The organism is Thalassospira lohafexi, assembly GCF_002844275.1.
Classification (GTDB): domain Bacteria; phylum Pseudomonadota; class Alphaproteobacteria; order Rhodospirillales; family Thalassospiraceae; genus Thalassospira; species Thalassospira lohafexi.
This window is the reverse complement of sequence record NZ_NXGX01000003.1, coordinates 442,054-465,032: the sequence shown is the minus strand read 5'-3', so window position 1 is coordinate 465,032 and position 22,979 is coordinate 442,054. Positions and strand designations below refer to the sequence as shown.

The window sequence follows — 22,979 nt, the reverse complement described above, 5'->3', positions numbered from 1 at the left end:
TCTGCGGTCGTCTTATTTATCTTTTTTGTTGTCGTCGACTTCTTCGAAGTCGGCATCAACAACACCGTCATCAGCCTGTGCTGACGCACCTGCATCCGCAGCGTCACCTTCTGCGCCACCGTCTTCTGCCTGCTGGGCCTGATACATGGCTTCGCCAAGTTTCATCGCAGCCTGCTGAAGTTCGTTGACCTTTGCGGTGATCGCATCGGCATCTTCACCGTCCTTGGCTTCTTTCAAAGCCGACAGGGCGTTTTCGATTTCTGACTTGGTTGCATCGTCAACCTTGTCGCCATGCTCGGTCAGGTTTTTCTCGGTCGAGTGAACAACGGCTTCGGCCTGGTTACGGGCTTCAACAAGTGCCTTACGCTGTTTATCAGACTCGGCATTGCTTTCCGCGTCTTTGACCATTTTTTCGATTTCGTCATCGCCAAGACCACCAGATGCCTGAATGCGGATCTGCTGTTCCTTGTTGGTTGCCTTATCTTTGGCAGACACGTTGACGATACCGTTGGCATCAATGTCAAAGGTCACTTCGATCTGCGGAACACCGCGCGGTGCCGGCGGGATACCAACCAGATCAAACTGGCCAAGCATCTTGTTATCAGCCGCCATTTCACGTTCGCCCTGGAAGACGCGGATGGTCACGGCCGTCTGATTGTCTTCAGCGGTCGAGAAGGTCTGCGACTTGCGGGTCGGGATCGTGGTGTTACGGTCGATCAAACGGGTGAAGACACCACCAAGGGTCTCAATACCCAGCGACAGCGGAGTAACATCAAGCAGCAGGACGTCTTTAACGTCACCCTGCAAGACACCACCCTGAATCGCCGCACCAAGTGCAACAACTTCGTCCGGGTTCACACCTTTGTGCGGCTCACGGCCAAAGAACTCTTTCACGCGTTCCTGAACTTTCGGCATACGGGTCATGCCGCCAACCAGGATCACGTCATCAATTTCGCCTGCGGTGATGCCGGCATCTTTCAATGCGGCTTTGCACGGCGTCATGGTGCGTTCGATCAGATCGCCAACCAGACCTTCAAGCTTCGCACGCGACAGTTTGATGTTCAGGTGCTTCGGACCCGATGCGTCTGCGGTGATGAACGGCAGGTTCACATCTGTCTGCATCGACGAGGAAAGCTCGATCTTGGCTTTTTCAGCAGCTTCTTTCAGACGCTGCAGGGCCAGACGGTCTTTACGAAGATCGATCTGCTGTTCTTTTTTGAACTCGTCAGCAAGGTAATCAATGATCTGTTTGTCGAAGTCTTCACCACCAAGGAAGGTATCGCCGTTGGTTGATTTAACTTCGAAAACACCATCGCCGATTTCCAGAACCGACACGTCAAAAGTACCGCCACCAAGGTCATAAACAACCACGGTGCCAGCTTCTTTTTTGTCCAGGCCATAGGCCAGGGCAGCTGCCGTCGGCTCGTTGATGATACGTTTAACATCAAGACCGGCGATTTTACCGGCGTCTTTGGTTGCCTGACGCTGCGAATCGTTGAAATACGCAGGTACGGTAATCACGGCTTCGGTCACCGGCTCGCCAAGATGGCCTTCTGCGGTTTCCTTCATTTTCTGAAGCACCATGGCTGCGATCTGGCTCGGGGCCATTTTCTCGCCATTGACTTCAACCCATGCATCACCGTTTTCACCGGCAATAATTTTGTACGGCACCAGATCCTTGTCTTTTTCGACTTCAGCGTCGCTGTAGCGACGGCCGATCAGACGTTTGATCGCAAACAGGGTGTTTTCCGGGTTGGTCACAGCCTGACGTTTTGCAGGCTGACCGACAAGACGTTCATCGTCATCGGTGAATGCGACCATTGATGGTGTGGTACGGGCACCTTCACTGTTTTCAATCACGCGGGCTTCTTTGCCGTCCATGACTGCAACGCATGAGTTTGTGGTGCCAAGATCGATACCAATAATTTTGCCCATAGTAAGTTCCTCTTTTAGCGGCCGGTCCGTCCCGCAGCCTTCGCTATGAAGCGCCGCGCAGGACCTCCTGGGACCAATGGTGTTAATACACGTAATTTTTCTGGGGGTTCTTCGTTACCCCGCGCACCTATATATGAAAGTCCCCACAAAGTCGCAAGCGGTCAAAACAGGGAATCTTGGGTGTTTTTGGTGATCAAACGCCGATTTTGATCCAATGACGGGCATTTTAACCCGCTCCAGAACGCCAAATTGGCGCATAAGGCCAGTTTTGATCCTTGAAATTCGCGCTTTTCAAATCGGTCATAACCGGGTTGCAAAACGCGCAAATCTAATTTCTCAGGCAGGGTTTTGCGCCGGATAGCAACGGTTTTTACGCAACACGTCTTCAAGTCGCGAGGCCAGATCGGCCTTTTCATCAGGCCCGAGAAAACCGGCAATTTCCAGACTTTTGCCATGTGTTTGCAAAAAAAGACTGCACTGCGCGTCTTCGCCTCGTTCAAGAACAACGCGCAGCCAATATGGCTGAAAATCATATTGCTGACGTCGGCCACGCACCGGGATTCGCGTCACCCGCAAATTCCCCGGATGCAACTCAATCCGTTCTTCTTCGCGTGCCGCCCGGAAACTGAAATGAAATGCCAGGGCCAGAAAAATCACATCAACCCCCAAAAAGCCGATCACCGGCCACGCCCCCACCGACCAAAAGATCAAGCCAATCGTCGTTGTCGCCCCCGCCAGCAGGAAAACAACATTGCGCGCCCCGCGCCGTGACAGGGAACGCGGCGGCCTCAGGGCAATGCTAAAGATCGGTTTTGAACTGCGCGGTACGGCGGGCACTATATATCCCTCTGATCGTGGTCGGCTTGTACGCGGCGATTTTGCGCCCGGTCTTGACCGGGCTGCAATCAGAATTCGATTTTTTGAACCTGCACGTTTATATAATAGCAGATCAAGAGATCGGATCACGGAACCCGCATTTCAACAAGATGCTGTTCCCTAAATCGACCGCAAAAATGCGGCACCAAGAAAGAGTTCTCTGCCATGGCCCGCCCGATGAACAAAGCCGCGATTGACGCCTTTTTCCAGCGTCTGTCTGATGCCGACCCGGAACCCAAGGGGGAACTGGACTACACCAATCCCTATACGCTTTTGGTTGCTGTCGCCCTATCAGCACAGGCAACCGACATCGGGGTGAACAAGGCCACCAAGAAGCTGTTTCAGATCGTTGAAACCCCGCAAGACATGCTTGATCTGGGCGAAGAAGCCCTGATCAGTCATATTAAAACCATTGGTCTGTATCGCGGCAAGGCCAAGAACGTCATGGCCGCGGCCAAAATTCTGGTCGAGAAACATAATGGCATCGTGCCCAACGATCAGGACGCGCTTGAAGAACTGCCCGGTGTCGGGCGTAAAACCGCCAATGTGGTGCGCAATATTGCCTGGGGTGAACACACCATGGCGGTTGATACCCATATTTTCCGTCTGGGCAATCGCACCGGTATGGCCAATGGCAAGACGGTTCTGGCGGTGGAAAAAGGACTGATGAAAAAGGTGCCTTCGCGCTTTATGACCCATGCGCATCACTGGCTGATCCTGCATGGACGCTATATCTGCAAGGCGCGCAAGCCGCGTTGTGGCGACTGCATTGTTAATGATCTGTGCAATTTCAAAGACAAAACGCCCGCCGGGGCATAATCCGGCAGGCGTTTTGCGTCATACTGTCGATACGGTTTTACCCGATCAAATCAGAATACCTGATCAAAGCTGGCCGGGGCCGGGGCGATGACCTTTGCCCCCTCTGGCCCGATTTGCATGATGGCATACCCCCGCTCAGACCGACCATCTGGGGTCAGGCGAAACACACCATCCACCCCGACAAATCCGCTGGTGTTGGTCAACGCCGCCTCGGACATGTTGTTTTCATCACGCGCCATCAAGGCCGCCAAAGCGGTACTGTCATAGGCCAGACTTGAAATACGTGGCGGCTGATCGCCAAAGGTGCGCGCAAACCGATCCGCAAACAGTTCCCAGTTTTCCGGGTTCGGGGCGGCAAAAATTCCGCCCTTAAGGGCTGGTTCGGTAAACAGGCCCGGATCGTTCCAGCCAAATGTTCCGATAAACTGCACCACCGATGGATCAATATCGAAATAGGCCAGAAGGGCCGATACCTGACGCAAGTCCCCACCGGTTGCCGGCAGGATCAAGGCATCAAAATCAAGCTCACCAAGGGTATCGACACCTTCAAGACGCCGCAGTGCGCGTTTGGCTGCGGTCCCGCCTTCGGCATTCAACTGTGCCTTGCGCGCCCGCAAATTCGCCCGCCGTGCATCATAATTTGCAAAATCGCGGATGGTTTGCTGAAGGCTTTCGGACCCCGGCTGATAGAAGGCAACCCGGCCAAGTGTACCGCCAACGCGCGACACGACACTTTGCAAGGCACCGGCAATCTGACGACCGTAATCATTTTGCGGCAACAGGGCGGCAAAACGATATTTGCCCTGCGTCGTGGCATAGCCCACCGCACGCGCAATCTGGTCTTCCGGGATCAAACCGTTGACCCACACACCATTTTCCGCAACCCGTCGGTTGTTGGAAAAGGCCACCACCGGCACATTGGCCGATTTGGCAACTTCGCTGGCACCGCTTACCGATTCGGAAAACAGCGGACCAAGGATCATCTTGGCACCAGCATTAATCGCCTGACGCGCGGCATTCTGCCCACCCTGATAGGTCCCGGCGGTATCAATCGGCATCAAGATGAAATCATCCGCGGCGATATCAAACATTGCCAGTTCGGCGGCATGGCGCATCGCACGGCCAAGGGCGGCATTCTGCCCTGACAGTGGCAATAACAACGCAACACGTTTTTCCGATGTTGCGGCCTCATCATTAAACAATGTCGGGATTTCTTCGCCTACCCCTTCTGGCAAGGCGGCATCGTTTGTCCACGGATTGGCATCCGGGATCAATCCCTGATCCGGTGCGCGGGTCGCATTCGCGCCGGGGTCGTTGGCGGTTTCCACCGGTGCCCCGTCTCGTTGCATGCCAAACAGGTCCGTGATACTCGTGGTCGCACTACATGCGGCTAGCCCGATAGAGAGGACAAACACAGATGCCGTCCGGCACACGACACGGCACCAAGCCGAATCCCGATCAAAATTCTTCAACGCCTGACGACGCGGCGCCTGATTTTGCCCCGGATGACGTTTCGGAGAATCCACTCTCACCTCCCGATAACTCGTTTCGCACGCAGGGTAATGCGGGCGACCGATCAAGTAAACATGATGAAAGCCATTTACCACTTTCATCTGGTCTTTATCTTGTTGCTACTCCAATCGGAAATTTGGGCGATATTACGTTCCGCGCACTCGATATCCTCAAACGCGCCGATATTATCCTGTGCGAAGACACCCGCACATCGGGAAAATTGCTGTCGCGCTATGGGGTAAAAACCAAACGCATTGCCTATCACGAACATAACGCCGCCAAATTACGGCCGGAAATCATGGACCGACTTGGCAAGGGTCAGGGACTGGCGCTGATTTCCGATGCAGGCACGCCGCTGATCAATGATCCGGGCTATAAACTGGTGCGCGATTGTAAGGCCGAAGGCTTTAACGTTACCGCAGCACCGGGCGCTTCCTCCCCGATTATCGCCCTGATCCTGTCGGGGCTTCCCAGCGATCATTTCTTTTATGCCGGATTTTTGCCGCCCAAAACCATGGCGCGCAAAAAGGAACTGGCGCGCTTTGCCCCGATCCCCGGCAGTTTGATTTTCCTTGAAAGCCCCAAACGTCTTGCCGCCAGTCTGGTTGATATGGCTGAAATGCTTGGTGGTACGCGCGAAGCCGCGGTCACCCGCGAACTGACCAAGATGTTCGAAGAAGTCCGCAACGGCACACTTGATGAATTAGCCGCCCATTACGCCGAACAAGGTGCGCCCAAGGGCGAGGTTGTGGTCATTGTCGGCCCGGCCGATGAAACCGGGAATGAACCAAGCCCCGAAGACATCGACGCCCGACTTTCCGACCTGATCAAAACCCACCGCACCAAGGATGCCGCCGATATCCTTGCCAAGGAAACCGGGCTTAAAAAACGCGACCTTTATAATCGTGCGCTCGCACTTGCCAAACCATCGGACGACTAAGCCATGGCCCCGTCGCGTTCTCGCCCCCCAGCACCCGGTGATAAATCAAAACGCAAACGGGCAGAAAAGGCCGGTCGTCGGGCAGAAACCCTGTGTGGATTTTGGTTGCGTCTTAAGGGATATCGCATTCTTGCTACCCGGTATCGCAGCCCGCTTGGCGAAATTGACATCATCGCCAAGCGCGCAAACCTGATCGCCGCGATCGAGGTTAAAAACCGCACCAATCGCGCCGATGCCCTTCTGGCCATCCGCCCGCAACAGCAAAACCGCATTGCACGTGCGCTTGAATCTTATGCCGGGCACATTGGCCATCAGGGTGATTTGCGTCTTGATCTGATGATTGTTGGCAAATGGTACCGGATCGAACATCTGAAAAATGCCTGGCATACAGAACCGCGCTAATTTGCCGATACCCACACCCCCAATATCTTAGGGATGCATCTTTGCCCCCTTGGTGATTTTATCGACAATGCGTTTGTCGGCATGAATGCCAATACCCACAAACTGGGCGTCATCGGGGGCCAGTCTGGCAAAAACATCCCGGTTGGCGCCATCATGGCCGGTGGCAAACATTTCTTCGATATAGGCAGATGCCCGAATGCCACGGTTTATGGCGCGTTGATGAATTTTCGCAATGGTTTGCGCATCCGCCGTCAGAACGATGGCCGGCTGACGTGACAGCGGGTTGTAAAGATTGTTCTTCGCATCGACATAGGGTTCGCCGATGATGTCAGGTGTTTGGGCGACAATGCCGCTCATCAGAAAGGCCGTCACATTCAGTGACTGCCACATCTGCAAATCATCGCGCAACACCAGCGCCACTTTGGTCTCGAACATATGCGTCCTCCATCCGGTTGGGTTATCAGGTCATGACAGAAGCAATAGAACAGGACGGTGAACCCGGTATTGAACGTTTGTGCAAAACGCGTGAGCGGTTCATTGCGGCCCCTGCCTCCCCCGGGATTGAGCGCATCGAAGCACAGTTCTTTGGCAATATGTTTTCCCCACACCGCCATGACACCTATGCGCTTGGCATTACCATGCGCGGGGTGCAGACGTTTAATTATCGTGGCGAATATCGCGCCAGCAATCCGGGCAACGTCATTGTGCTGCATCCCGATGAATTACATGATGGCGGCGCTGGCACCGATGATGGATTGCAGTATCGCATGCTCTATCTTGAACCGGCCCTTTTGCGGCGCGGCCTTGATCATGAAACAGCATCCCTGCCGTTTGTCGGCGATCCCATCATTCACGATCCTGCACTGTGGGCGATCCTTGCATCTGTTTTGGGTGAACTTGAAAGCGACGTTGATCCATTGTTGCGCGATCAATTCGTCACCGACATCGCACATCGTCTTTCACAACATGCCAAAACACCCCTGAAACAATCGCGATACAATGCAAGCCTGCAGATGGAGCAGGTACGCGCATTCCTTGAATCCAATTTTGATCGCCCGGTTCTATCGCACGAACTTGAACAGGTGGCCGACATGGATCGTTATCGGTTGATCAGGCATTTTCGCGCCCGTTTCGGAACAACACCCTATCGCTATCTGATCATGCGGCGCCTGCAACAGGCCCGCGCCCTGATCACGCTGGGTCAACCGCTTGCGGGCATTGCAGTTGAAACCGGATTTTCCGATCAAAGCCATTTTAACCGGCATTTCCGTCAGGCATTTGGCCTGACACCAGGACGCTGGTCGGAACTGGCGGCCCCTCATCGCCACTGAATACCCCGAAATTAAAAGGCTCCGGCAAAGATAAAATGCATATTTTCTGATAAACCGGTCCGGATTTTAAAACTCCTTAACCCGATGGGGTAATGATGGGACATTATTTGGGGAATCGGGACGAGACTTCGGCATATGGCGTCAGCATATGACACAGCCCGGCATTTCATTGGCACACGGCCAAGCGATGCCAAGCGGCGTTTTTGTATTTTACTAACCTTGGCATTCACCGGTTTTGGCATTCTGCCGTTGGCGGGCTGCACATCGATGGCCATTGGGGCCGGGGCAACCGCCGGGGTCGCGGCCTTTCAGGAACGCGGGTTTGAAGGGGCAGTAAGCGACACGGCAATTACAGCCGAAATCTGGCAAAAGTTTCTGGCACAGGACGAATCCCTGTTTCTCAATATCGAGATCGAAGTTGTCGAAGGCGAAGTTCTACTGGCCGGTGAAGTCAAATCAGCAACGGACGAACTTGAAGCCGTGAAACTCACCTGGCAGGTTGGTGGTGTACGCAGTGTGCTTAATGAAATCAGTGTCGGCGAAGGTGCATCCTTCATGGACAATGCCAATGACCTTCTGATCACGACCCGCATTAAAACAGCCCTGATGTTTGATACCGATGTCTTTGCGATCAATTACAGCATCGAAACCGTAAAGGGCACGGTGCATCTGATGGGGATTGCCCAGGATGACCTTGAACGCAATCGCGTCATCGCACATGCCCGCGATACCAGCTATGTTAGACGGGTGGTCAGCCATATTCGCCTGAAAAATGATGCAAACCGGCAAGGAACCTGATCCTATTAACAGTATTCGCCACATCACAGACCCGACCGATCCGGATCGCCAATGGCTTGTCGATTATGGCAAGGGCAATAAGCCCGACGCCACGGCAGCAGAAGCCGCATTGCGTTTTGCGCGGATCAACGATCCAAACAACGCACGCGACATTGCACCGTATCTTGCCCGGCTTGATGATCTGGCCGATCAGGTTCGTTCCGATCTTGCCGCCCTGTTGGCAAAATCCGGGCACGACACAGTGGCATCCGCCAAGGTGGCGCCAGACAACAACACCTTGGCGCCAGAAACCTTGGCACAGGCCTCCATCGAACAAATCGTATCGACGCTGCAATCTGTCATCCCGACCCGACATGGCTTTCAGGGGGATGCGGAAAACTATGATGACATGGAAAACGCCGATCTGATGAAGGTCATGGACCGCAAACGTGGTCTGCCCGTCGCATTGGCCATGCTTTATATCCATGTGGCGCGCCGTTGTGACTTTACGATTACCGGCATTGATTTCCCGGGTCATTTTCTGTTGCGTCTGCAGTCAAATGGCAAACGCCGCATGATTGACCCGTTCCATGGCGGCATTGCCCTTGGCCCGGCCGAGCTACGCGAACTTTTAAAATCGTTTAGTGGTCTCGATGCCGAACTCGAACCCCGCCATTATTGCGAATCTTCCGACGTTTCTATTTTGTTACGACTTCAAAACAACATTAAGGTTCGTGCGCTTCGTGCCGGGGAATTGACCCATGCGACCCGCATTATCGAGCATAGCCTGTTGATCGCACCCGACCATGAAGGCCTGTGGCATCAGCTCGGCGCACTGTATGCCCGCCTTAATGAAGATCATAAGGCGCTGGGCGCCTTTGAACAGTTTGTGGCCCTATGTGAAGACCCCCTTCATCGCACCAGAATCGAAGCAGTTATCGAAGAATTACGCGATCGGCTTGGACTTGATGTCCTCTGCCACACCGATGGGCTCACCACAACAAAAGCCCCTGCCGTCACAGATGATGACAGTGTCAAAAACGACGCAAAGGACAATGCGCCAATCCCGCTTTATCCCAATTTGATGTCGGTTACCAACACCACAAACGCGTCTGACACCCCCTCCTCAAGCGACCATTGACTCGAATGAAGGCTTGGTCGGCCACAAACCGGCACAGCATGCTAAAATGCCATTTTTCGCTATGTTAGATTAATTAATATTATCTATACTGATCATTATACAGATAAATTATTATTCTTATTTCAATACAAACCAGTTTGTCCGCTGCCTCAAAGAAATCGAATGCAGGTAAAATCCGAGATTAAAAACAGTTAAAAATTCTTGTTTACGTATTTTTGCTCCGTTCTCACCCTCAAATCCGGGGAATGTCCCTTGTTGTGCATCACGGACCGCTAATTTGCGAAATCTGGCAGTTTTCCGGGACTTATGATTCATTCTTCCGCGCCGGATGGGATTCAATTGACTCATCGCACGATGTTTAAACTGCAGGCTCGGGAATCTCGTTTCAAAATCGGTGCAAAAAACATCGTATGTAGTTTTTCAGGTCCTTAACGCGAGGTTAAACGACCGGTCACGAAACGGTCGCAACACTTGCACCAATAATTGCAATGCCTATACTCCCGCCAATGCCCAATGGCCCCTATGATATAACGTCACCTATTATATAAAGACGGTCCGGTTCGGCACATGCCCAAACGGCCCGTTACGCTGAAGGCCCACGCGCCATACCGTACGAATCAAACACGCAAACGCACACATCGCAGGAATGAATTACATGCACGACACCAAAGTCGACGTCGTCGGGATCGGAAACGCCATCGTTGATGTCCTTGCCAACTGCAAGGAAGAAGACCTCAAACGGCTGAATCTGGTTAAGAACTCTATGACCCTGATCGACGCGGATGATGCGGATCGTTTGTATGAACAGATGGGGCCGGGCATGGAAATGTCGGGCGGGTCAGCTGGCAACACCATGGCCGGCATCGCAGCCCTTGGTGGCAAAGGCGCCTATATCGGCAAAGTCCGCGATGACCAGCTCGGTCAGGTGTTTCGCCATGACATTCGTGCAATTGGTGTGCAGTTCAATTCCACCCCGTCAACCACAGGGTCGCCGACCGCGCGCTGCCTGATTTTTGTCACCCCGGATGGTGACCGCACCATGAACACCTTTTTGGGTGCCTGTGCGGAACTTGGCCCGGAAGACATCGACGAGGATCTGATCAAATCGGCAAAGCTGACCTACATGGAAGGCTATCTTTGGGATCGTCCAGAAGCCAAGGACGCCTTTATCAAGGCCGCCAAGGTCGCCCACGAAGCAGGCCGTCAGGTTTCCATCAGCCTGTCTGACTCATTCTGTGTTGACCGTCATCGCGAATCGTTTCGCGATCTGGTGCATAACCATATTGACGTGCTGTTTGCCAACGAAGACGAAATCAAGTCGCTCTATGAGGTTGAAACCTTTGAAGAAGCGCTGGCCGAAGTGCGCAAACACTGCAAGGTCGCGGCCCTGACCCGCAGTGAAAAGGGTGCGGTGATTGTTTCAGATAACGAGCTTTATGAAATCAGCGCCGAACCTGTCGCGCGCGTACTTGATACCACCGGGGCTGGTGATTTGTTCGCATCGGGTTTCCTCTATGGCTACACCAAGGGGCATGACCTTGCGACCTGTGGTCAGCTGGGTGCGATTTGCGCCGCCGAAGTCATTTCACATATGGGCGCACGCCCGGTTGCCGACCTTAAGGACCTGATCAACAAGGCCATTTGAGCGGTTTGCAGGACATGATTTACATGCCCTGAGACAAGCCTCGAAAGATTTCACGGGACGGCAATATTTGTTTGCCGTCCCGTTTTATTTTGGCAAACAGCACAGATTCCGTGGCTTTGCACTGCACACAAGCATTGACTTTATACAGAGTTTAGCGCAAACAGCCCGCATTGCAGAAAAATCAACCCCGCATGGCGTGCACGAGGCTGGTCATTCGCCTCCACATTGGCTATGACAGGGCAGCTTTCGAGCCAGCCTGCAAAATGTCTTTGGGCCAGTAAACATTCAGCATGTGCCGTGCTGCGCAAATTGCGCGGGTTTGACCTTGCCGACCGGATGAACCCGGTCTTAGGGCGGCTGAATATCTACTGGCCTTGAAACTTTTACTGACCGATGCGCAAGGGACACATCCCGGCGCGCGGCATTTTTATTCTGGAGTCCGCGCCAATGAACTTGCGCAATATCGCCATCATCGCTCACGTTGACCATGGCAAAACCACCCTCGTCGATGCGATGTTCCGCCAGTCGGGCGTCTATCGTGATAACCAGCGCGTTGATGAACGCGCCATGGACAGCAACGATCTGGAACGCGAACGCGGCATTACCATTATGGCAAAGCCGACCGCAATTCAGTGGGGCGAGACCCGTATCAACATCGTTGATACCCCGGGCCACGCCGATTTCGGTGGTGAAGTCGAACGTATCCTGTCGATGGTTGATGGTGTTGTTCTGCTGGTTGACTCGGCCGAAGGCCCAATGCCACAGACCAAATTCGTTCTGGGTAAAGCCCTGAAGCTTGGCCTGAAGCCAATCGTCATCATTAACAAGATCGACCGTCCGGATGAGCGCGCCGAAGAAGTTCTCGACGAGATTTTCGATCTCTTCGTGTCGCTTGAAGCATCCGATGAACAGCTCGACTTCCCGACGCTTTATGCATCTGGCCGTGATGGCTGGGCTGCCGAAGCACCAGAAGGTCCGAAAGAAAACCTGACCCCGCTTATGGATCTGGTTCTGAGCTATGTTCCGGCTCCGAAGGCAGACGTTGACGCACCGTTCGCAATGATTGCGACCATGCTGCATGCCGATAACTTCCTGGGTCGTATCCTGACCGGTCGTATCGCGCAGGGCCGTGCGAAACTCAACATGCCGGTTAAGGTTCTTCGCGGCGATGGCACAGTTGAAACCGGCCGTCTGTCCAAACTGATGGGCTTCCGCGGTCTGGATCGTGTGCCTCAGGAAGAAGCAAATGCTGGTGACATCATCGCAATTGCGGGCCTGACCAACGCAACCGTTGCCGACACCATCTGCTCGACCGAAATCACCACCGCGATTGCAAGTCAGCCGATTGATCCGCCGACGCTGGCGATGACCTTCTCGGTCAACAACTCGCCGCTGGCCGGTCAGGAAGGCGACAAAGTTACATCCCGCATGATCCGTGCCCGTCTCGAGCGCGAAGCCGAAGGCAACATCGCGATCAAGATCGGTGAAACCGCAGATAAAGACGCCTTTGAAGTTGCCGGTCGTGGCGAACTTCAGCTTGGCGTTCTGATCGAAACCATGCGCCGCGAAGGCTATGAACTTTCGATCTCGCGTCCGCGCGTTCTGATCCAGGAAATCAACGGCGTCATGTCTGAGCCGTTCGAAGAAGTTCAGGTCGACGTTGACGAAGAATACGCTGGTTCGGTTGTTGAGAAAATGAGCCTGCGCAAAGCCGAAATGACCGACATGCGGTCATCAGGTGGCGGCAAGACCCGTATCATCTTCCACGCACCGTCGCGTGGCCTGATCGGCTATCACGGTGAATTCCTCACCGATACCCGCGGTACCGGCGTTATGAACCGTGTGTTCCATTCCTATGGCCCGGTCAAAGGTGCCATTGCAGGCCGTCGTAACGGCGTTCTGATTTCAAACGATCAGGGCGACGCGGTTGCCTATGCTCTTTGGGGCTTGGAAGATCGTGGCGCAATGTTCATCGAATCGGGCACACGCGTTTACGAAGGCATGGTCATTGGCGAACACAATCGTAACAATGATCTTGAGGTTAACATCCTCAAAGGCAAAAAACTGACCAACGTTCGTGCATCGGGCAAGGATGACGCCATCACCCTGACCCCGCCGCGCCGCATGTCCCTGGAAGAGGCCCTTGCCTACATCCAGAACGACGAGCTGGTCGAAGTAACGCCGACAAGCATTCGTATTCGTAAGCTGCACCTCGATCCGAACGTGCGCAAACGCGAAAGCCGTAAATCAGAATCCGAAACCGTCTAATCGTTTCGCACCTGAATTGAAAAAGGCCGGTCCAGATGGATCGGCCTTTTTTGCGTTTAAGGCCCTTTAGGGTCCTTTGCATCATAGCCGGACGATTTCGGCATTCCTTAACCAGTTTCCCCTACTTTGTGTCCACGTGGCATTCAAACGGGGGAAATTGATGCACAGCGCAGAAAAACGAAGCTGGAGCGAGGCCTTTGGCGCCTTCATCCATCCACGTGTCATCACAATGCTGTTTATGGGCTTGTCTGCGGGCATTCCCATCCTTCTGATTTTCTCCACCCTGTCGATCTGGCTGCGCGAAGCGGGCGTGGATCGTTCCACCGTTACCTATTTCAGTTGGGCCGCCCTTGGCTATTCGTTCAAATTCGTCTGGGCGCCACTGATTGACCGGCTACCCTTCCCGGTCCTGCACGGTATTCTGGGGCGTCGGCGCAGTTGGCTGATCATTGCCCAAGGGTGCATCATCGGCGCCATCCTGTGGATGGGGCTGACCGATCCGGCACAAAACCTTACCATGATGGCCTTTGCCGCCGTTGCCCTTGGCTTTGCCTCGGCCACACAGGATATCGTGATTGATGCCTATCGCATCGAGGCCGCCGATACCGATCTTCAGGCGATGATGAGTTCAGCCTATATTGGCGGCTATCGCATCGGCATGATCGTTGCCGGCGCCGGGGCGCTCACCATTGCCGGGCTGTTTGAAGCCGAAGGCAGTTACCAACCCTTTGCCTGGACAATGGCGTACGGCTGTATGGCGCTTGCGATGTGTATCGGGGTGATTACAACGCTATTGATCCGTGAACCGGCCGTAAACCGCACCGACAGCAAGTATTTCCACGAAACATCCGATTACGTGCGATTTCTTGCGATGTTTGCCGTCACGGTCATCGCCTTCATCCTTGCCAATCTCTATGCCGGGGACATCACCGACCCACTCAAAGCCATCTTGCGCGATGGTGGCATGATCAGCGAGCTTGCCGGGTTTATTGCCGGCACCCTCAAACTTGCGATTTCGATTGCCGTTGCCATTTTGGTCGCTTGGCTGACCACGCGGGTCGGCCTCACTCCGACGGGCATGGTGCGTGAAACCTATATCGCACCGGTAAAGGACTTCATTGATCGTTATGGCAAGGCCGCGATCATTATCCTGATCCTGATTGGCGTCTATCGCATTGCCGATATCGTCATGGGGGTCATGGCCAACGTGTTTTACACCGACCTTGGCTTTTCCAAGGAAGAAATCGCCGCCGTGTCCAAAACATTTGGTCTGTTCATGACCATTGCCGGCAGTTTCATGGGCGGGGTTTTGTCGGTGCGCTACGGGGTTGTGCGCATCCTGTTTGTCGGGGCGTTACTTTCGGCTATCACCAATATCCTGTTTGCCTTTATGGCCCATATGGGGGCAAACACCATCATGTTTGCCGTGGTGATCATGGCCGACAACCTGTCGGGTGGTTTGGCAACGGCGGCCTTCATTGCCTATCTGTCAGGCCTGACCAATATTTCCTTTACGGCCATGCAATACGCGATCTTTAGTTCGATCATGACCCTGTTTCCAAAGATCCTCGCCGGGTTCTCGGGCACGGTTGTTGATGCGGTCGGATACAGCTGGTTCTTCATTGGCACCGCCATCATCGGCATTCCGGTATTGTACCTTGTCGTTCTGGCGGGCCGTTTAACCGATGTGGAAAATCCAAACAAGGATCGTACGCCAGCCGAAGCTGAGGGCTGATGGTCAACAGCTGATCGCTCTTGCATGCCGTCCATAAAGCAAAACCGGACGCCTTAACGGGCGTCCGGTTTTTTTAAATTCTGGGCTGTTATCTGTGCGTACGGGGATTACCCGCCGATCACTGACCTTTTCAGGCGGCCTGTTCGGCCTCATCCTGTGTCAGCAGCGCATAGATCGCATCAGCAGAGCCCGCACCACGCAGCTTGTCACACATGCCCTGATTGCGCAGCAGGCGGGAAATCCGCGCCAACGCCTTCAGATGATCCGCACCGGCTTCTTCGGGCGCAATCAACATGCAGAACAAATCCACCGGATGCTCATCAACCGCATCGAACTCAATCGGGTTCTGAGCACGGGCAAAGACCATGTAAAGCCGATCAAGATCATTCAGCTTGCCATGCGGAATTGCGACACCACCGCCAACGCCAGTGCTGCCTAGTTTCTCACGATCAAGCAGGACAGAGAAAATCTCGCTTGCATCGCGTCCGGTAACTTCGGCTGCTTTCTCGGCAAGTTCCTCAAGCACAGCCTTTTTCGCACCGGACCGCAGTGCCGGAATAACCCCGGACGGGGTAAGAATAGATGATATGTCCATTTTTCGCGTTGCGTTGTTTGGCTCAGAATCCGCGTCCGTCACGCTGCACCGGCTTCCTCATCGGCTGGATCAAGCCACCCGATATTTCCGTCGGCACGACGGTACACAACATTCAATCCGCCATGTTTGCCATTCCGGAACATAAGTGCCGGAATGTCCCCCAAGTCGAGCCGCATGACCGCTTCCCCAACAGAAAGCGTATCAATGCGATCGGGCGTTTCGGCAACAATCACTGGTTCATAGCCATTTACGTGAGTGTCATCCGAATGATCATCGTCTTCTTGCGCGATCACATAGTGGATCGCATCTAGGCGGGCCTGCTCATGATGGTCCCGGCTGGCGTGATGATCACGCAGGCGCCTTTTATAGCGCCGCAACTGCTTGGCCACTTTGTCGCAGGCCCCATCAAAGGCAGGATAAACTTCATCCGCCGATGCTTTGGCCTGCACCATCATGCCCTTGCCGACATGGACCGAAATTTGCGTATGATAGAGATGCGCCTGTTTGGTGAGTGTCACCGTGGCTTCGATCGCGTGATCGAAATATTTCTCTACCGCAGGGTCCAAGGTCTCGACGACGTGCTCGCGAAGAGCATTTCCTACGTCAAGTTGCTTACCGATAACCGTAATTTGCATGGATCGCCTATCCCTCTTTGAGTGACTTCCCAGTACATATGGATGTTTGGAGCCCCTCAATCAGGTGGGCGCACCATATTCCCTCGTAATAGCCAAGTCAAGATATGGGTATTCTACCTTAAATTACAGCACCTTATGGCGCATTTTTCTGGTAAAAAAGTGCTAGGAAGCACGTGATTTTTTTTCGCGACGGCGCTGAACAGAGGACGCAATGCGCATCGCTTCGCGGTATTTTGCCACTGTTCGGCGTGCAATGTCGATCCCTTCCTTTTGCAGAAGTTCGACCAGTTTGTCGTCTGACAAAATCTTTTTCGGATCTTCCATATCGATCAATGACTTGATCCGGTGACGCACTGATTCCGACGAATATGAATCTCCGCCCACCGATGATGAAATCGCTGTGGTGAAGAAATATTTCAGTTCAAACATCCCGCGCGGGGTCGACATAAACTTGCCATTGGTCACCCGCGATACCGTACTTTCATGCATGCCAATCGCCTCGGCAATATCGCGCAGGATCAACGGGCGCAAATGCGACACCCCGTGGCTAAAGAACCCGTCCTGCTGGCGGACAATTTCGGTCGACACCTTCATGATGGTGGTCGCGCGCTGATGCAGGGCCTTCACCAGCCAGTTGGCGGTTTGCAGTTTTTCACTCATAAAGCCGCGTTCTTCGCGGTCACGCAAACCAGACCCGATTTCCGCGACATATTCCTCATTGACCAAAACCCGCGGCAGCGCATCGGTATTCAGTTCAAGATGCCAGTTGCCATTGCCCGCAGCGCGCATCAAAACATCGGGGATCACCGGTGTTGCCACTTCACCGTCGGCCGTGCGGCCGGGGCGTGGATCAAGCGTTTTGATCTCGGCGATCATGTCGTGCAGATCATCGGCATCGACACCGCAAATCCGGCGCAACCGGTCAAATTCGCGTTTCGCCAGCAATTCAAGATTGGCCAGTAGGGCCGCCATTGCCGGATCAAACCGGTTTAGATCGCGCAATTGCAGCTCAAGACATTCGGCCAAACCACGGGCAAAAATCCCGACCGGATCAAACCCCTGCATTACCGACAAAACATGCTTCACATCCGAAAGGTCGCACTCAAGCGAGGATGACACCTCGTCAAGTTCCCCACTGAGATAGCCATTATCATCAAGCATATCGATCAGATAACTGCCGATCATGCGTGACCTTGCATCGGCAAATGCAATGTTGAGCTGATCATCAAGCGACTGACGAAGCGTTGCTTCATCGGCAAGGGTTTGTTCAAGGCTGGGCAGTTCATCACCACTGCCCCCACCTGAACCGCCGCCGCCCGCACCGCCGCTATAGGGCGCGGAATAGTCATGGCTGCCCGAAACAGGCGCGCCATTTTGGGAAATCTCGCCCTCGCCGTCATACAGCGCGTCGCTGGCGACATCGAGCGGACTGTCACCCGCCCCCATGGTTTCACTGGCTGTCAGGCGGTCGGTACCGAACTGGTCATCGCGGTCGGTGAAATTGTCACTGGTGCGTTGATCGATCCCGTCGTCGCCATTGCCGACCGCGCTATCGCCCGATTCGGCATACGTCTGCCCCGGGTCCGCGCGTTCCAGCAGCGGATTCTCAAGCAGCTCACTGTCAATGAAATTGGAAAGTTCAATATTGTTGAATTGCAACAGCTTAATCGCCTGCTGCAATTGCGGCGTCATGACAAGAGACTGGGACTGGCGAAGATCAAGCCGCGCCTTCAGGGCCATTTATGCACTACCCCGTGTCAATCCGATTCCCCCCAAGAAATGGTCACAGGCTAAAACGATCGCCCAGATAAACCCTGCGAACATCGTCATTTCTAACGATTTCATCGGGACCACCTTCCATCAAAACCCGGCCATCATGCAAGATATATGCCCGGTCAATAATGTCGAGAGTCTCGCGCACATTGTGGTCGGTAATCAAGACCCCAATGCCACGATCTTTCAGATGACGTACAAGATCGCGAATATCCCCCACGGCAATCGGGTCAATCCCGGCCAGCGGTTCGTCCAGAAGAACAAAGTTCGGATGGGCCGCAAGCGCACGTGCAATCTCGCAACGTCGGCGTTCCCCGCCCGACAATGCCAGTGCCGGTGTCCGGCGCAGGTGCTCAATGGCAAATTCTGCCAAAAGGTCTTCAAGGTTCTGTTCGCGTTTGATGCGGTCATCTTCGACCACCTCAAGCACGGCCATGATGTTTTGTTCGACCGTCATGCCGCGGAAAATCGATGCTTCCTGTGGCAAATAGCCAATCCCAAGGCGCGCGCGCTGATACATCGGCATCGATGTAATGTCGCGTCCATCAAGCGAAATCGACCCGCGATCAGAGGCAATCAGTCCGGTAATGATGTAAAAACTGGTGGTCTTGCCCGCACCGTTTGGCCCCAAAAGACCAACTGCCTCACCACGCTGCACAGACATCGACACGTCTTTGAGAACCGGGCGTTTCTTGAAGCTTTTGCCAAGATTATGCGCCACCAGCCCCTTGTTCGCGGTCACCAAACGCGGCCCGCCCTCCACAGAAGATGCAGCCTGCCCGTTTGCTGTGTCGGATTTTACGCCTTTGCGCGACCAGAACAAATTACCGACCTTTCCTCAATTTCCTGTCCCGGCGTCTGCCGGGCCGTCTTTTTCGTCTTTTTCTGGGATCAGAAGGCCCCGGACACGGTTTTTGCTGCCACCTGTGCCATTGGTCGTCAGGCGGCTGATGCCGGTATTCAGATCAACAACCGCGCGATCCCCGTTCAGCTGGTTCTCGCCGCGTGTAATCTTAACCGATCCAATCAAAGTAGCGATACCTGTTTTAGCATCATAAACCCCTTGATCACCAATGACAAAGTCGGTTGGTGTGCGGATTGTTACATTGCCGTCGCCATCGATGCGGCGCAGTTCGTTGGTCCCGCCTTCGCCCGGCTCGAACCGTGCAGTCAATGTATCGCCCCGCAATGTCCGGTCTTCGGCAACCGCAACCGCATTGCCACGGGCCACCGCAATCCGATCGGTTTCCCAGTATTCCAGACTTTCTTCCGCCGTCAGGGTTTCTTTCGGGGTTTGGTATTTCAGGTTTTCACCAGTCAGCACCACAACCGCCTGATCAATATCGTAAACCGCCTTATCGCCGGTCGCGACATCGGTATCAGATGATAATCTGACGTTGCCGGTCGCAATGATGCGGTAAATCTCGCTGTTGCCATCGCGATCCCGATATAATGCCTGCAATTCATCGGCATCGACCCGCGATGTTCCGCGTTTTGCCACCGCATTGCCGCGCGCAATCAGGATTTGCTCATTGCGGCGCCATTCAATGCCGTTATCAGACTCAACCTCAAGCCCGCCACTGCCGTTCTGTGCCAGCCCCAGCGGATTGGCATGTGCCTGTTGCATCACGGTGGCCTGCATCAGGGTGCTGACACCCACAATGCTTCCGACCAAAAGGGCCGTTGCCAATAAACGCCCTGCGGCTGCCTGTGTGCGGGCCAAACGCGCCGTTGCGATCATGACTTCCCTTTCAATGCACTATCGAAAATCACCATTTTGGCGTTCCCCAAAAAGCGGATGACCGCCCCTTTGTCTTCCAGTTCAAACCCGGAATCCGATTTGATCGTGCCAAACGGCCCCTGCCCATCAACCGGAACCGATCCGCTGGCGTTGCCAACGTTCATTTCGATTTCAGCTTTCTGGGTGTGAATTTCAAACCCGTTATCGTGGTACATATTCACCGCCCCGACCAGATCAAGCACACCATCGGTTTCGGTATAGAACCCTTCATTGGCCGTCAGCGCAATCCACGACCCGTCTTCAAGCGTGATATCGGCCTGTGGGGTATCAAGGTAAACATGATCATCGTGACCGTCATCGGCCTGGTTTTCGATGGCTTCCTGTGCGGTGACGGTAAACGGCTGCCGATTGCCATCCACACCGAAAAAGCGCGGGTTGGACATGGCAACATTTTCCATCAAATCCTCAGGAGACGTGGAAAAGCCAAGACGAAACCCACTGTCCTGAACCTGTTCGATCTGCGGCCATAACACCACCAACGCCATCAGGGTAAGCGCGATCAATGGCAAAACGAGTTTAAGCGACGTTACAATGATCCGGCGAAACGGATTGATCCGTACATCGCGCCGCCCGGACGGAAGCCGGTCACGGCTGCGTGCGTCACGCGCCGCTTTCTCAGCCTTTTGCGCCCGATCCTCGGCCATGCTCAGGCAACCCCCGACCGCAGCAGATCATGGATATGGACCAGTCCAACAGGCACTTGCGCCTCATCCAGCACGAACAGGGCGGTAATGCTGCGATCATTCATGATGGCAAGTGCTTCGACCGCAAGTGCCATTTCACTGGTCACCTTCGGCCCTGCCGTCATCACATCCATTACCTTCATCGCCACAATATTATTGGCCATGTGACGGCGCAAATCGCCATCGGTCACAATCCCGATCAGCTCACCGCGATCCCCCAGCACCCCGACACAGCCAAACGAATGGCTGGTCATGGTCACAAGCGCCTCGGACATCAGGGCATCCTTGGCAATCAATGGCAGGCTGTCGGCTGGATGCATGACATCGCGCACATGCAGCAACCGCTGACCCAGTTTGCCGCCGGGATGGAATGTGCGGAAATCTTCGGCGGAAAAGCCACGACGCTCCATCAAGGTCACCGCCAATGCATCGGCACAGGCCAGCATGGCGGTGGTTGAGGTCGTCGGCGCCTGCTTGTTCGGGCAGGCTTCCGGACTTGCGGGCAACACCAGCGGGCAGTCACTTTGCATCGCAAGCGAGCTGTGCGGTTTGCGCGTCATGCCAATCAGCGGGACATTAAACCGTCGTGTAAAGGCGATAATATCGGACAGCTCCGGGGTTTCACCGGAATTGGACAGTGCCAAAACCCCGTCATCCTTGCCGATCATGCCAAGATCACCGTGGCTGGCTTCGGCCGGATGGACAAAAAACGATGGTGTGCCCGTCGAGGCAAAGGTCGCAGCGATTTTCTTGGCGATATGACCGCTTTTGCCCATCCCGGTAATCACAAGGCGACCTTTAAGCCCCTCAATCAGGTCAATCGCCGCACAGAAAGCACCATCAAGCGATTCGGCCAGTTCGTGTAGGGCAGTTGCTTCGATCTCAAGAACCCGGCGCGCCACAGCGAGATCGGCACTGGAAGCAGGTGCAGGGGTATGTCCGACATTTTGTGGGGCGTTTTGTTTGGCTTCTGGGGTCACTGTCATCTGTTTCTTGTTTGCGTTTCCCGCCCGGAACGTCAGGCGTATTGACCAACATGCACGGCCATTTTGCCAAAACTATGAACCTGCCCGGTGCGGGGGTCAATTGCCTAGCACAGCCGACATTCACAGGCGGTTAACCGATATGCAAATATCTGCAGACGGCCAGAAAACTAGTGGGCAAAGATATCAGTTTCGTCCCAGCCCGAAAGATCCAGTGTCGCGCGCGTTGGCAGGAAGTCAAAACACGCCTGCGCCAGTTCGGTGCGCCCTTCGCGGGCCAAACGCCGATCCAGCTCTTCCTTGGCTTTATGCAGATACAAAACATCCGATGCGGCGTAATCAATCTGATCCTTGGAGAGCTCAGGCGCCCCCCAATCGGAACTTTGCTGCTGCTTGGAAATCTCGACCCCGACCAGCTCGCGCAGCAAGTCTTTCAGACCATGACGGTCGGTATAGGTGCGGATCAGCTTGGAGGCGATTTTGGTGCAATAAACCGGCGCGCAGCGCACACCGAGGTATTTGTCCATCACCGCAATGTCAAAACGCCCGAAATGAAAGAGCTTGAGAACACTGGGATCAGCCAGCAATTTCTTAAGGTTCGGCGCGCTGTAATCTTCCCCATCAAACTTGACCAGATGGGCATCGCCATCGCCGCTCGACAATTGCACGACACATAAACGGTCGCGGTGCGGATTAAGGCCCATGGTCTCACTGTCGATTGCCACAACCTTACCAAGGTCAAGGTCATCGGGCAGATCTCCGAGATGGAGGAAATTGGTCATCGCGGTGCTCCAAATGTCATGATTTTCCTGTTCTTAACACAGCAAACTGCGCGTCGCGACGCAAAAGTCGTGCCATTTGTGGGGTTTTTCGTGCATTTGCTTCGCTTTGCACACCCAAGAATGGTATTCCGTCCCAAAACGACAATACCCCAGCACATCATCAATGTGCTGGGGTATGGTGCCCAGGAGAAGACTCGAACTTCCACGACCTTGCGGCCACTGGCACCTGAAGCCAGCGCGTCTACCAATTCCGCCACCTGGGCATAGGGGCTTGTGGTTTTGTTCCGACGCTATGCGCTGGAACGGGGCGGAATATACGCGGTCAGCTTGAAGTGTCAACCACCTT

General features: G+C 54.3%; 21 protein-coding genes and 1 tRNA gene. 9 read left to right on the top strand and 13 right to left on the bottom strand.

All coding sequences use genetic code 11. From position 1 onward, the window contains the following. Positions 1–12: 12 nt before the first annotated feature. Entirely contained in the window at positions 13–1,935 is a 1,923-nt protein-coding gene (gene dnaK, locus COO92_RS09160; RefSeq protein WP_101301527.1) for a molecular chaperone DnaK, read from the bottom strand. A 336-nt stretch (positions 1,936–2,271) separates the two neighbouring features. Beyond that, a complete protein-coding gene (locus tag COO92_RS09155; RefSeq protein WP_022732850.1) occupies positions 2,272–2,772 on the bottom strand; it encodes a DUF2244 domain-containing protein in 501 nt (166 codons plus the stop codon). Positions 2,773–2,988: 216 nt separating this feature from the next. On the opposite strand from COO92_RS09155, the gene nth reads away from it, so the two are divergent. Beyond that, a complete protein-coding gene (gene nth, locus COO92_RS09150) occupies positions 2,989–3,630 on the top strand; it encodes an endonuclease III (RefSeq protein ID WP_033368946.1) in 642 nt (213 codons plus the stop codon). Between the two features lie 50 nt (positions 3,631–3,680). On the opposite strand, the gene COO92_RS09145 is transcribed toward nth, so the two are convergent. After that, complete coding sequence (locus tag COO92_RS09145; protein ID WP_240626383.1) at positions 3,681–5,045, bottom strand: penicillin-binding protein activator; 1,365 nt, start codon at positions 5,043–5,045, stop codon at positions 3,681–3,683. Between the two features lie 2 nt (positions 5,046–5,047). Between COO92_RS09145 and rsmI the strand changes: the two genes are divergently transcribed. Beyond that, on the top strand, positions 5,048–6,082 hold the full coding sequence (gene rsmI / locus COO92_RS09140; RefSeq protein WP_101301524.1) for a 16S rRNA (cytidine(1402)-2'-O)-methyltransferase: 1,035 nt from the start codon (positions 5,048–5,050) through the stop codon (positions 6,080–6,082). A 3-nt stretch (positions 6,083–6,085) separates the two neighbouring features. After that, entirely contained in the window at positions 6,086–6,484 is a 399-nt protein-coding gene (locus tag COO92_RS09135) for a YraN family protein (RefSeq protein ID WP_101301522.1), read from the top strand. Between the two features lie 27 nt (positions 6,485–6,511). Here COO92_RS09135 and COO92_RS09130 read toward each other — a convergent pair whose 3' ends face one another. Then, positions 6,512–6,919 carry a DUF2000 family protein gene (locus COO92_RS09130; RefSeq protein WP_101301520.1) on the bottom strand — a complete coding sequence of 136 codons (408 nt, stop codon included), beginning with the start codon at positions 6,917–6,919 and terminating at the stop codon, positions 6,512–6,514. A gap of 32 nt (positions 6,920–6,951) precedes the next feature. On the opposite strand from COO92_RS09130, the gene COO92_RS09125 reads away from it, so the two are divergent. The 6 genes from COO92_RS09125 to COO92_RS09100 all read left to right on the top strand — a co-directional run bounded on the left by COO92_RS09125 (position 6,952) and on the right by COO92_RS09100 (position 15,381). After that, a complete protein-coding gene (locus tag COO92_RS09125) occupies positions 6,952–7,815 on the top strand; it encodes an AraC family transcriptional regulator (RefSeq protein ID WP_101301518.1) in 864 nt (287 codons plus the stop codon). A 135-nt stretch (positions 7,816–7,950) separates the two neighbouring features. Then, entirely contained in the window at positions 7,951–8,613 is a 663-nt protein-coding gene (locus COO92_RS09120; RefSeq protein WP_101301516.1) for a BON domain-containing protein, read from the top strand. Continuing rightward, the gene (locus tag COO92_RS09115; protein WP_101301514.1) at positions 8,591–9,733 is read left to right on the top strand and encodes a SirB1 family protein; all 1,143 of its coding nucleotides are present in this window, start codon (positions 8,591–8,593) and stop codon (positions 9,731–9,733) included. Before COO92_RS09120 ends, COO92_RS09115 begins: the two co-directional genes overlap by 23 nt. A 655-nt stretch (positions 9,734–10,388) precedes the next feature. Next, entirely contained in the window at positions 10,389–11,378 is a 990-nt protein-coding gene (locus tag COO92_RS09110; RefSeq protein WP_101301513.1) for an adenosine kinase, read from the top strand. Positions 11,379–11,825: 447 nt separating this feature from the next. Next, positions 11,826–13,646: a translational GTPase TypA gene (typA, locus tag COO92_RS09105; protein WP_101301781.1), complete on the top strand. Its 1,821-nt coding sequence runs from the start codon at positions 11,826–11,828 to the stop codon at positions 13,644–13,646. A 160-nt stretch (positions 13,647–13,806) separates the two neighbouring features. Next, on the top strand, positions 13,807–15,381 hold the full coding sequence (locus COO92_RS09100; RefSeq protein WP_101301512.1) for an AmpG family muropeptide MFS transporter: 1,575 nt from the start codon (positions 13,807–13,809) through the stop codon (positions 15,379–15,381). A gap of 130 nt (positions 15,382–15,511) precedes the next feature. Here COO92_RS09100 and ptsN read toward each other — a convergent pair whose 3' ends face one another. From ptsN to COO92_RS09055, 9 genes are all read right to left on the bottom strand, one after another. Beyond that, the gene (ptsN, locus tag COO92_RS09095) at positions 15,512–15,976 is read right to left on the bottom strand and encodes a PTS IIA-like nitrogen regulatory protein PtsN (RefSeq protein ID WP_028791622.1); all 465 of its coding nucleotides are present in this window, start codon (positions 15,974–15,976) and stop codon (positions 15,512–15,514) included. A 38-nt stretch (positions 15,977–16,014) separates the two neighbouring features. Continuing rightward, positions 16,015–16,611: a ribosome hibernation-promoting factor, HPF/YfiA family gene (gene hpf, locus COO92_RS09090; protein WP_022732863.1), complete on the bottom strand. Its 597-nt coding sequence runs from the start codon at positions 16,609–16,611 to the stop codon at positions 16,015–16,017. 162 nt (positions 16,612–16,773) lie between these two features. Then, complete coding sequence (gene rpoN / locus COO92_RS09085; protein WP_101301511.1) at positions 16,774–18,351, bottom strand: RNA polymerase factor sigma-54; 1,578 nt, start codon at positions 18,349–18,351, stop codon at positions 16,774–16,776. A 43-nt stretch (positions 18,352–18,394) separates the two neighbouring features. Beyond that, the gene (gene lptB / locus COO92_RS09080; protein WP_101301509.1) at positions 18,395–19,207 is read right to left on the bottom strand and encodes an LPS export ABC transporter ATP-binding protein; all 813 of its coding nucleotides are present in this window, start codon (positions 19,205–19,207) and stop codon (positions 18,395–18,397) included. 15 nt (positions 19,208–19,222) lie between these two features. Then, positions 19,223–20,125, bottom strand: coding sequence for an LptA/OstA family protein (locus COO92_RS09075; protein ID WP_101301507.1), 903 nt, complete (start codon positions 20,123–20,125; stop codon positions 19,223–19,225). Further along, complete coding sequence (gene lptC, locus COO92_RS09070; protein WP_101301506.1) at positions 20,122–20,829, bottom strand: LPS export ABC transporter periplasmic protein LptC; 708 nt, start codon at positions 20,827–20,829, stop codon at positions 20,122–20,124. Before lptC ends, COO92_RS09075 begins: the two co-directional genes overlap by 4 nt. A 2-nt stretch (positions 20,830–20,831) precedes the next feature. Continuing rightward, positions 20,832–21,854, bottom strand: a complete 1,023-nt coding sequence (locus COO92_RS09065; RefSeq protein ID WP_101301504.1) for a KpsF/GutQ family sugar-phosphate isomerase — start codon at positions 21,852–21,854, stop codon at positions 20,832–20,834. Positions 21,855–22,021: 167 nt separating this feature from the next. Further along, positions 22,022–22,633 carry a ribonuclease D gene (locus COO92_RS09060; protein WP_101301503.1) on the bottom strand — a complete coding sequence of 204 codons (612 nt, stop codon included), beginning with the start codon at positions 22,631–22,633 and terminating at the stop codon, positions 22,022–22,024. Positions 22,634–22,809: 176 nt separating this feature from the next. Next, positions 22,810–22,896, bottom strand: a tRNA-Leu gene (locus COO92_RS09055). Positions 22,897–22,979 lie beyond the last annotated feature (83 nt).